The sequence below is a fragment of the Paenibacillus sp. ATY16 genome, from assembly GCF_003399985.2.
Taxonomy (GTDB): Bacteria; Bacillota; Bacilli; order Paenibacillales; family Paenibacillaceae; genus Pristimantibacillus; species Pristimantibacillus glycanilyticus.
In genome coordinates this window covers 222,541-234,074 of sequence record NZ_NMOK02000022.1, presented here as the reverse complement: position 1 = coordinate 234,074, position 11,534 = coordinate 222,541, and the positions used below count along the sequence as shown (strand labels likewise).

The window sequence follows — 11,534 nt, the reverse complement described above, 5'->3', positions numbered from 1 at the left end:
AAATATTCGAATGGACAAGCATGGTCATATAATGAAGCATAACTTTATGGAATCGATATGGAACAATATCCCGGATGGGATTGTCGTGATAGATTTGGATGAGAATATTCTTGATGTGAACCCGGGGTTTGAAGCTCTTCACGGATGGAAGAGGGAAGAGCTGATTGGCAGGCCCTGCTGCTTTACGCCAGTACATCTTCTGGAAGAACGAAGATTAATGATCGAGAAGGCCAAGCTTGGCGAAAGTCTGCAGTGCCAGGAGACGTTTAAGCTGCGCAAGGACGGCACGATGGTGTATGTCAGTCTTACTCTTACAGCTCTTAGGGATGAGCGCGGAAGTATTATCGGGATTGTTGGAATCGAGAGGGATATATCCGACCGAATCAAGATGGAAGCCTCTTTGTTTGAAGCGGAAAGCTTGTACAGTCATCTGGCTGACAGTGCGCTGGCCGGCGTGTTTGTCGGGCAGGCGGGGCGTATTTTGTACGCCAATCCTTATTTGGCGGCTCTTTACGGTTATACGAACGAGGAATTGCTGCAGGTTGACTTGAAAAGGTTAATGCTGCCCGGCGAGCTGGAAGTCGTTACGCGGGATGCGCAAGTAACCTTGATGGATCAGAAGCAAATCTACTTTCATTTCAACATTACAGGGGTTAAGAAGGACGGCTCCCCTGTTCACCTCGAAGGCAACTCCTGCCTGATCTCCTTTCAAGGCAAGCCTGCGCTGCTAGGCACGGTACAGGATATTACGATCAAGAAGGAAAAAGAGCGCTCCCTTCGCGACAGTGCCAACATGTATCAGCGTATCATCAAGTTCCTCCCCGAGCCTATTGTCTTGATCGACAATGGCGAAATTGTGTATGCCAATAAATTAGCGGTCAAGCTGATTGGCGCTGCCGACGACTCCGAGATGGTCGGACGGCCTATCCTTGATTACGTCGATCCCGCTTATAGCGACGATCTGATGGATGTGCTCAACAAAGTGATTCATACCGACGACCCCACGAATTTTATCGAAAATAAGCTGCTGTGCAACGACGGCCAGACGATCGACGTTGAGATGTCAAGCATCCGGATCCATAATTACCGGGGAAAAATGGTGATTCTTACCGTTATCCGGGATTTGACGGACCGCAAACGGTCGGAAGAGATGCTTGTCCGTTCCGAGAAGCTCTCGGTGATCGGGCAGCTGGCCGCGGGCGTAGCGCATGAAATCCGCAACCCGTTAACCGCATTGAAAGGTTTTACCCAGCTGCTGAAATCCAAGGCGGAGGGGAACTCGTTCTATTATGACATTATGACCAATGAGCTGGACCGGATCAATTTTATCGTGAACGAATTTATGACCCTTGCGAAGCCGCATTTCTCCAAATTTAGCACGCGAAGGCTGGATCATATTTTACATGCCGTCATTTCGATTTTGGAAACGCAGGCGATTCTGATGAACGTATCGATCCGCACGGAGTTCGAGAGCTGTATTCCGTCGATTTATTGCGATGAGAATCAGCTGAAGCAGGTCTTTATCAATATTATTAAAAATGCGATAGAAGCAATGCCCCTTGGAGGGCAGATCACGATCACGGCGGCGATGGAACCGGATCATGAGCGGATGCGCCTTACGATCCGCGATGAAGGCATGGGCATTCCGGACGAGATCATCCGTCAAATCGGACAGCCGTTTATTACGACGAAGGAGAAGGGGACGGGGCTTGGCCTTATGATCAGCTCGCGCATTATCGAGCAGCATCAAGGGCTGATGAATATATCAAGCGTTCCGGGAGAAGGAACAACGATTGAAATTATTCTGCCGTTAAATACGGAGGAGCAATGAAGAGAAGGCTGAGCGACGATATCGCTCAGCCTTTTTTGTCTTTTATAGGGAAGAGACGGACCGGCGGATAATCAGCTCCGCGGGCAGGACGATTTTTTTCCACGGTCCGGCTTCCTCTTTATTCTGAATGCGGTCGATCAGCATCTGCATGCCCAGGTAACCGAATTGATAGGCCTGTTGCGCGGCAACCGTCATAAACGGATCAACCTCGGAATACGGGCCAAAATCGTCAAAGCAGACGATAGAGATGTCTTCCGGAATCCGCATATTCCGTTTTCTCAGCAGGCGGATGGCTTCGATCGCCAGCACATTGTTGCCGGCTACGACGGCCGTCGGGAGCGGGTCTAGCGAATCCAGCCAGGCTTCCATCTCCGACAGATCGGTGCGCGGACCGTAACTGGTCTCAAAGACGATGCTCTCGTCATAGGTCAATCCGTTCAGGATTAGCGCTTCCTTATAGCCTTCAAGACGCAGTCTTGCGCTTGAAATCGTATCCGATCCGTTTACCATCGCAATGCGGTGATGGCCCTGCTTGGCAAGATGGTTAACCAGCTGGCGTGCGCCTTCCTTGCTGTCTCCAAGCACGATGTCGCATTCGACGCCGGGCACCTCGCGGTCCAGAAGGACGAACGGGATGTTATGCCGCTGCAGCGATTCGAGATGGGGCAGGGATGGATCGCCGGCCGGGGCAATCAGCACGCCGTCTACCCGGGTCGTCAGAATCGTGTTAATGTAATCGGCTTCCTTCTCCAGACTTTCGTCGCTGTTGCCGAACAGCAGGCGGTAGCCGTTCTTGGTGGCAGCATCTTCGGCCCCCCGGGACAATGTTGTATAGAACGGGTTCGTTATATCGGTAATAAGCAGGAACAAGCTCCGGGTCTGCTGCAGAACAAGGCTGCGGGCCATTTGGTTCGGAACATAGTTCAGCTCTTCCATTACCTTTTTGACCCTGGCTCTTGTTTTCTCGCTTATTCTTCCTGTGTTATTGATAACTCTAGAAACGGTCATCGCGGATACGTTAGCTTTCTCCGCAATATCATAGATTGTAACCATACCTACTGCTCCTCATCGACATTTCATGCTTTTATCTTACAAGAGAAAACGATTGACAGCAACAGGACGCCTTGTTAAATTAGAGTTATCGGTAACATTTTATTTGCTAGTTTCGTTATTATTCATTCATTTGGAGGGGTATTTATGACGGACATCGCTTATCGCTTTCAGAATGGTTTTCCCAAGATCGGGATTCGTCCGACGATAGACGGACGCCGCAAGGGAGTTCGCGAGTCGCTTGAGGTTCAAACGATGAATATGGCTAGATCGGTCGCGAATCTGATCGCCGAAAATTTGCGTTACCCGAACGGTGAACCTGTGCAATGCGTCATTGCGGATACGACAATAGGCGGGGTGGCGGAAGCAGCGGCATGCGCGGACAAATTCGCCCGCGAGAATGTTGGGGTATCGATAACGGTTACGCCTTGCTGGTGTTACGGTACGGAAACGATGGATATGAACGCTTCCATCCCGAATGCGGTATGGGGCTTTAACGGAACGGAGCGTCCGGGTGCGGTTTATTTGGCTGCCGTTCTGGCAGGCTACGCGCAAAAAGGCATTCCGGCATTTGGCATTTACGGCGAGGAAGTTCAGGAAGCATCCGATACCTCCATTCCGGATGACGTGCGAGGCAAGCTGCTTTCCTTTGCGAAATCGGGACTTGCGGTAGCTTACATGCGCGGCAAATCGTATTTGTCGATGGGTTCGGTATCGATGGGCATCGCGGGCTCTATTGTAAGCGATTCCTTTTTCCAGGAATACCTCGGCATGCGGACGGAATACATCGATATGTCCGAGTTTGTACGCCGCTTCGAAGAGCAGATCTACGATCCTGCCGAATTCGAGAGAGCGCTTGCTTGGGTGAAAGAGAACTGCGCGGAAGGTCCGGACAATAACCCGGAAGCGATTCAGACCTCGCGCGAGAAGAAGGATCAGGACTGGGAGACGGTTGTCAAAATGACGATGATCGCCCGCGACCTGATGATCGGCAACCCGCGCCTTGCGGAGCTTGGCTTCGGCGAAGAAGCGATGGGCCATAACGCGGTTGTATCCGGCTTCCAGGGACAACGCCAGTGGACGGACCATTTCCCGAACGGCGACTTTATGGAAGCGATTCTGAACTCCTCCTTTGACTGGAACGGCATCCGCCCTCCGTTTATTGTCGCAACGGAGAACGATAGCCTGAACGGCGTCGTTATGCTGTTTGGTTACCTGCTGACGAATACGCCGCAAATTTTCGCGGACGTGCGCACTTACTGGAGCCCGGCTTCCGTGGAGCGGGTAACGGGACATAAGCTTGAAGGCCATGCGGCTAACGGCATTTTGCATCTGCTTAACTCGGGTTCGGCAACGCTTGACGGTACCGGCGAGCAGCAGCTTGACGGCCAGCCGGCGATGAAGCCGTTCTGGGATATTACGGAGGACGAAGCGGCGGCTTGCCTTGCGGCTACTTCGTGGAGACCGGCGGGCGTGGAATATTTCCGCGGCGGCGGCTTCTCCTCCGACTTCCTGTCGCGCGGAGGCATGCCGATGACGATGTCCAGGATCAATTTCGTTAAAGGCGTAGGGCCGGTTCTGCAAATTGCGGAAGGCTACTCCGTGGAGCTGCCAAGCGATGTGCATGACAAGCTCGACAAGCGGACGGATCCAACCTGGCCAACGACTTGGTTCGCCCCGAATCTGACAGGCAAAGGCGCCTTCACTTCCGTATACGACGTGATGGACAACTGGGGAGCCAACCACGGCTCGATCAGCTTCGGCCATATCGGCGCAGAGCTGATTACTCTTGCTTCGATGCTGCGTATTCCGGTCAATATGCATAACGTTCCGGAAGAGAACATTTTCCGTCCGCGGGCATGGGGACTGTTCGGCACTAACGACAAAGAAGCGGCTGACTACCGGGCTTGCTCGAATTTCGGGCCATTGTACAAGTAAGCAACATGCTTTCGAAGTAAGAATTACCTAATATGTCCACTAGTGGGCCCAAATACGGAAATTCTTTTTAGGAGATGAGAGGATTGGATATTCGGCAGGAGCTGTGTAAATACGCAAGAAAGACCGTTTCGAATAAGCTGGTCGTTGGACCGGGCGGCAATATAAGCGCGAAGCATGAAGGGAAAATGTATCTGTCGCCAAGCGGATTTGCCCTTGACGAAGTGGAGCCGGAGCAATGGGTAGCCGTTGATATCGAGACCGGCGCTGTAGAGGATAACGGACTTCGTCCATCCTCCGAGGTGCTGATGCATCTGTACGCTTACCGTGCGAATCCGGCGATTGGGGCCATTGTTCATACCCATCCGCCATACTGTATCGCTTTTACGCTGGTGGAAGAGGAGCTTCCGATTATGTTCCCGGACCAGGCGGCGCTTGTCGGCAAGACCGTCTATATTCCATACGTGCTGCCTACGACGGAAAAGCTGGCGGATGCCCTTGTCCCTAAAGTGAAGGAAGCAAGCAGCATTTTGCTTGGCAATCACGGCCTTGTCACAACCGGACGAAACCTGCGCGAGGCGTATTACCGGACGGAGGTTGTGGAAGAGAGCGCGAAGATCTTCCTAATCGCCAGCCAGGTTAAAGAACCAAAGGTGCTGACGAAGGAAGAATTCGAGGAGATCGCGTCGCTTGAGAGCGAGGCTTACCGGATCAAGCTGCTGCAGAAGCAGCAATAACTTAAGGACAGCGGCTGCCGCTGCAAGGAGGAATTCAGGCATATGGAACAAGCAACCACCGTATTGGCGTTTGATCTTGGAGCAAGCAGCGGCAGGGCGCTGATTGGCAGGCTGACGGGATCCGATTTGGCGGAGCGCAGGCTGGAAGTAGAGGAGATACACCGTTTTCCGAATGTTGCGGTTCAGGTTGGCCGTCATTTGCACTGGGATATTCTTAGGCTGCTGCAGGAGATGAAGCATGCGCTGCGCAAGGCGTTCCAGCTTGGGTATAAGCCGGTTACGTTTGGCGTGGATACATGGGGCGTCGACTTTGGCCTTCTGGACGCGAATGGCGAGCTCCTTGGCAATCCCTATCATTACCGGGATCCGCATACGGAAGGGCTGATTGAGGAAATCGAAGCCAGATTTGGCAGAGGAGAGCTGTTCCGGCAGGGCGGTCTGCAGTTTATGCCGTTTAATACGGTCTATCAGCTGTATGCCATGAAGAAGGCGGCTTCTCCAAAGCTGGAAACGGCGAGAACGCTGCTGCTGACGCCGGACCTGCTTGTCTATTTGCTGACGGGGAAGCGGGTTTGCGAGTTTTCGATGGCGACTACCACGCAGCTTCTTCATCCGGATACTAGGAAGTGGAACACGGCTCTTATGAAGAAGCTGGGGATTCCGGAAGAGATGTTCCTTGAGCCTGTTTATCCGGGAACCCGGATTGGGCCCTTGTCGGAGGAAGTTTGCGAGGAGCTGGCAATTCCGGCCGTTGAAGCGGTTGCCGTTGCCACGCATGACACGGAATCGGCCGTCGCAGCCATTCCGGCAGCGGAAGAACCGTTTGTGTACCTGGTATGCGGCACCTGGTCGCTGGTAGGGACGGAGCTTGACCAGCCGTTGTTAACCGAAGAGGCGATGGAGCTTGAGTTCTCGAATGAGGGCGGAGTTGGCGGCAAATACCAGCTGCTCAAGAACATCATGGGACTGTGGATTTTGCAGGAGTGCAGGCGGGAGTGGGAAGAGCAGGGGATGGCGTTTTCTTTTGGCGAGCTTGCGGTTATGGCCGAGCGGGAGGAGCCTTTCCGTTATCTCATTAATCCGGATGACCTGCGGTTCTTCGGCCCGTCCAACATGACGGAAAAGGTAAGAGGCTATTGCCGCGAGACGGGGCAGCCCGTTCCGGAATCGGCGGCGGAGGTTGCAAGGTGCATTATGGACAGTCTTGCTCTTAAGTACCGGAATGCGCTCGAGCAGATTGAGAAGCTGACGGGCAAGCATTACGGCGGCATGCATATGGTTGGCGGCGGCATTCAGAACAAGCTGCTATGCCGTCTGACGTCAAATGCGATCGGCCGCCCGGTATGGGCTGGACCGGTAGAAGCAAGCGCGATTGGCAACATGCTGGCACAATTTATGGCGCTTGGAGAATGCGCGAATCTGGAGGAGGCACGGCATTTGTCGGCAGCTTCCTTCCCGGTTGAAATCTACGAGCCAACGGATACGGATGTATGGAATGAGGCTTATGCACGATTCAAGCAGCTGTTATAGGCTGATCTTAATTTAGGGAGGACCCCTAGCGATGTTGAATGGTATTCCGAAGATCCTTTCACCCGAATTGCTGAAGATCCTGATGGAAATGGGGCATAGCGACGAAATTGTGCTGGCCGACGGCAATTTCCCGGCGGCAAGCCACGCCCAGCGTCTTGTCCGCTGCGACGGACATGACGTGCCCGAGCTGCTGGATGCGATTATGCAGCTGTTCCCGCTTGACCAATATGTCGAGAAGCCGGCTGCTCTCATGCAGGTGATGCCGGGCGATCCGGCGGAGACGCCGATCTGGGGCGAGTATAAGGCCATTATTGCGCAGCGCAGCGGCCTGGAAGAGCCATTCGAGGAAGTGGAGCGGTTCGCCTTCTACGAGCGCGCGAAGAAAGCCTACGCTATCGTTGCAACCGGCGAAAGCGCGATCTACGCTAACTTAATCTTGAAAAAAGGCGTTATTAAATAATAGATTTCTTGAGGAAGCTGCCCGCGAGGGCAGCTTTTTTCGTTCGCGATCGCTTAACGCTGCGCGGCATCGTTAAGCTAGCCCAAGTGAGTAAATTAACTGGTCTTAACGATGTGGCACATCGTATAGGTGGCGCTCATACAGGGAAAATGCCCAGTTTTGGTTGATTTTAAGTAGCTTAGCGATGCGCGGCATCGTTAAGTTAGCCCAAGCGAGTATATTAACTGGTCTTAACGATGCGGCACATCGTTAAGAAGATAACGCGAAAAAACCAAGTTACTGAATGGGCAGGCGGGTCAACGCGAGGTGAGAGCAGTCAGGTAAGCGGGAAAAACCGTGTTACTGGGAGGGCGGCGGGTCAACGCGAGGTGAGAGCAGCCCGGTAAGCCGGAAAAACCGTGTTTCTGAGAGAGCAGGCGGGTTAACGCGAGGTGAGAGCAGCCCGGTAAGCGGGAAAAACCGTGTTACTGGGGGGCCGGCGGGTCAACGCGTAGGGGACGCGGACGCGAAAAGGCCGTGCCGGTAATCCGGCACGGCCAACAAGATCTAAGTCGTTTTAAACGTATACGATTTGCGGGAAGCTTCGCGGTTCTTGGAATCAAACACAACAACCTCGATTTTATGGCTGCCGGCTTTCAGCTTGTCCGGCTGGATCGAGAAGGTGTATGGATACTGCTGGCGCGTCAATACAACGGCGCCGTCCAGCTTGATGACGACCTTGCTAATATAAGGGTCATACGTTTTCACCCATACGACGCCGGTAGCCGGCTTGCCGATTGTGCCTTGATTCGCAAACTTGCTTACGGTTTTCGTATAACTGCTTGAACCCGATACGACCTTCGACAAGTAATAAGGATCTTGGATCATTTTGCCGTAAGAAGCGAGCAATGCCGGACTTTCCGTCAGGCTGAAGTTGTTCAGGCTGCGCTCCGCGCTGTAGGAATCCGTCAACGTATTGAGACTGAACCAGTTGATTGATTTTACGCGGGGATACTTCAGTTTTGCGCCATGATAGAGCATGTTCATCTTCGTAATGGCAAAATTGACGGCAGACGTATTACCGGCTTTGCTGAAGTGCGTCGCGCCAAATTCACTGATCATGATGGGCTTGCGGGAAGCGTACAGCTTGTACGTGTAATCCACGGAATCCAGCGGATTCACTTGATCGGCGGGCTCCTTCACGTTGCCGTTGAAATATTTGACGCTGTAGATGCTGAGGCCAACCCAGTCAACATAATCGTCTCCCGGATAATAAGCGGCGATTTTTTGCTTCGGATTCGCCGCCGGCGACCAGACCATAGCGACATTCGGAGCTTCTTCCTTCATGACCTTCGAGACCAGGCGGAACTTCTCGATGTAGAGCGACGGATTGCCATTCCACTTCACCCAGCTGCCGTTCATCTCGGAGGCGAACCGGAGGAAGACCGGAACGCCCGCAGCTTTTGCATCCCGCGCGAATTTGCGTAAATACGCATCATCCTTCACCGCGTTTAACCCGTCATCCGGCTGCAGCGCAATTTGAATCGCGCCACCGGCTTCTTTTACGGTCTCTGCCCAATGATAAGGGAACGGATTGCCGTATTTATGGTAATTGAAAAATACGGCATGCTGCTTGCCGGCGAGCTTGTTGAAGGCGTCAAATTTGCCGTCTTTTTGTTTCTCGACGCCGCTGTCTTTCTCTACGTAGGCACCGATGTACATACCCGACGCGGGTTCGAACTTCGCTAAATGGCTACTTCCGGATGCAGGTGAGGCGCCATCTTTCTCGAGATAAAGATCGATTTCCGTATTCAAGGCGTCAGCTTTGGCCAGTACGGCAAAATACGTGTTTAGGTCGCCGGATTTTTCCCCGATCGCTTTGTGGATTTTGGCTTCCCGGTAATACGTATCGGCTGCCTTCTGGAACTGATTGTCCAGCGTATAAGCCTCTGCCAGCTTACGCAAGTAACCGGCTTGCTCCGACTGGGCTACGGCAAGCTCGAATTCCTTGATCGCGAGCTTGATTTTGCCTTGATTCATATAAGAAACACCGTTTGTGTAATGCTTCCAATGGTGTACCGTGTCTGCCGCATGCACGGTTTGCGCGAGCGGCTGTACCGTTAAGGCTAGAATAAACGCCATCGCAAGGATGAAGCGCAATCCCCTCCAGCTTTTCTTACGAGCGGTTGTCATTTGTCATGCCCTCCTTATTTGTCCTATAGCTTGTTGTATTTGCCTGGAATAGGCATTTCTTTCTACAATTATCGGTTTCGCGTTTGCACAGCTGAATACTTGTCCGAAATAGACGACTTTAGTCCTATTAACTTCTTTTACACATAGACCAGGGAACTTGAAACGGAAGAAAATGAAAAGCCAAACCTCAATCGCAGCAACCTTTATCTGGAAAATAAAGTCTAGATCATATAGGAGCAAAAGGGAGGTTTAACGAATGAAGCTCACCGCCATAACGACTGCAATCTTATTTGTGCCGTTACTCTTAACGGGCTGCAGCCCGGATTCAAACTCTAATTCTGCGACCTCTGCAAAACAGCCGGCAACGGCGGAAGCAAAAGCTTCCGGCATTCCGCCGGCATCCGCTACGCCTTCCGCTGCGCCATCCGCTAGCGAAGATTTGCGCATAGACTTAATAAAACAGGATAAAGGGTTCTCCCTTCCCTTACATGACTCGGAAGAACTTAACGGTTTTGTCGCACAAACATTTCCAGTCCCGAATGACCGTAATCTCGTGGCCCATCTCGTAAAACGAACCGTCTACGACCCGGAGGGGATTAGATATCGATTGGACGTCGTTGCGGTTAATCCCAAAGAGCAGACGTATAGTCTGTATCCGGTGGCGGATATTACCGTGAAGGATAATTATTCCGTCGATTCCATTGCCGGGGCTTACGGGTTTACGAAACAGGATCAGCTTGTTCTTGTGCAGCCCAAGAAGCGGGAGGACGGGCAGGAGGGGCTCCAATACGACGTGGTCGCGCTCGATTTACGCAATGGGCGGATGAAGACAATAGCGGCGAATGCGGTGCCGGATGTATCGCCGTCTTTTTATGCAAGGGGATGGATGAACAATTCCGGATATCTGTATCTGAACAGCTATTCGGATGGCCGTCTTTGGTCGGTGGACGTACTTACGGGCGAGGTTCGGCGGATAGAAGGACCATTCAAGCACGAATGGCCGTTATATCTCGTGACGCCTTCGCCGGACGGCAATCTGTTCTGGCATGAACAAACCGACAGCTTCCGTCTATACAACCGGAATGGCAAAGAGCTTAAGGTTATTCCGCCAACGCTTGGTTACCATTCCTATCCGGCATTCGAATGGAGCCCGGACAGCCGGTTTGCGGCATTGTCCTTTACGTTGAGCGACAGTCATGACAATGTGCTGGGCGGGGATGAGGTCTACATTATCGCGCCTGAAGCAATAGCTTTTTATGATGAGAAAGGGGACTTGACCTGGGATGTTCAGGCTAAGACGAAGGAAGGTCTGACTCATGTGGACTGGAACGGCTGGCTTGCGGAAGGCAATGAGGGAGTGCTGTCGTGGTACCGGCTGGATCGTGCTGAAGAGGGGGCGGTCCCCCGCAAGATTGATCGAACATACGCCTTGGCTAACGTGACGACCGGTCAAATCACGAACCTGAAGCCAGCGAAAAAGCTGGAGGATTTGAAGTCGCCGATGGCGGTGGTCAACCGAACCGGACCGCTTCTGTTTGTTGACCGTGATGAGGGGCTATTCTGGTCGCCAGCGGAAGAGAAGGCCAATGAAGACAGGAATTACGTACTGCTGTCGAAACCGGAAGGGCCGCAGCTGATATGGGCGGCACGCGATTACAGCTCGGAGCAATTGACGATTAGCCGCTATAGCCCGGTGAATCATGCCACCTCCGTTACGGTATTTAATGAACCGCTCGGTGAGGGGCTTCAATTAGTCGACGATACGCTTATTGTCGACAACAAAATGAACTATAGATGGATTCATTAAAATAGGCGAATA

8 protein-coding genes are annotated in these 11,534 nt (G+C 52.6%); 6 read left to right on the top strand and 2 right to left on the bottom strand.

The features are described 5' to 3' along the window. Window positions 1-10 precede the first annotated feature (10 nt). The gene (locus CFI03_RS12745; protein WP_116393923.1) at window positions 11-1,831 is read left to right on the top strand and encodes a PAS domain-containing sensor histidine kinase; all 1,821 of its coding nucleotides are present in this window, start codon (window positions 11-13) and stop codon (window positions 1,829-1,831) included. Window positions 1,832-1,873: 42 nt separating this feature from the next. Here the strand turns inward: CFI03_RS12745 and CFI03_RS12740 are convergent, their stop codons facing one another. Beyond that, a complete protein-coding gene (locus CFI03_RS12740) occupies window positions 1,874-2,884 on the bottom strand; it encodes a LacI family DNA-binding transcriptional regulator (protein WP_116393922.1) in 1,011 nt (336 codons plus the stop codon). A 144-nt stretch (window positions 2,885-3,028) separates the two neighbouring features. Between CFI03_RS12740 and CFI03_RS12735 the strand changes: the two genes are divergently transcribed. The 4 genes from CFI03_RS12735 (at window position 3,029) to CFI03_RS12720 (ending at window position 7,543) form a co-directional block, all read left to right on the top strand. Continuing rightward, window positions 3,029-4,819, top strand: a complete 1,791-nt coding sequence (locus tag CFI03_RS12735; RefSeq protein WP_116393921.1) for an L-fucose isomerase — start codon at window positions 3,029-3,031, stop codon at window positions 4,817-4,819. Between the two features lie 74 nt (window positions 4,820-4,893). Beyond that, window positions 4,894-5,553 carry a class II aldolase/adducin family protein gene (locus tag CFI03_RS12730; protein ID WP_116393920.1) on the top strand — a complete coding sequence of 220 codons (660 nt, stop codon included), beginning with the start codon at window positions 4,894-4,896 and terminating at the stop codon, window positions 5,551-5,553. A gap of 42 nt (window positions 5,554-5,595) precedes the next feature. Continuing rightward, window positions 5,596-7,083 carry a rhamnulokinase gene (locus tag CFI03_RS12725; protein WP_116393919.1) on the top strand — a complete coding sequence of 496 codons (1,488 nt, stop codon included), beginning with the start codon at window positions 5,596-5,598 and terminating at the stop codon, window positions 7,081-7,083. 31 nt (window positions 7,084-7,114) lie between these two features. Continuing rightward, entirely contained in the window at window positions 7,115-7,543 is a 429-nt protein-coding gene (locus CFI03_RS12720) for an RbsD/FucU family protein (RefSeq protein WP_116393918.1), read from the top strand. Window positions 7,544-8,089: 546 nt separating this feature from the next. Here the strand turns inward: CFI03_RS12720 and CFI03_RS12715 are convergent. Then, window positions 8,090-9,715 carry a glycosyl hydrolase gene (locus CFI03_RS12715; protein WP_116393917.1) on the bottom strand — a complete coding sequence of 542 codons (1,626 nt, stop codon included), beginning with the start codon at window positions 9,713-9,715 and terminating at the stop codon, window positions 8,090-8,092. A gap of 256 nt (window positions 9,716-9,971) precedes the next feature. On the opposite strand from CFI03_RS12715, the gene CFI03_RS12710 reads away from it, so the two are divergent. Beyond that, window positions 9,972-11,522 (top strand): TolB family protein, encoded by a 1,551-nt coding sequence (locus tag CFI03_RS12710; protein WP_248757528.1) that lies wholly within the window; start codon window positions 9,972-9,974, stop codon window positions 11,520-11,522. The last annotated feature ends 12 nt before the right edge of the window (window positions 11,523-11,534 follow it).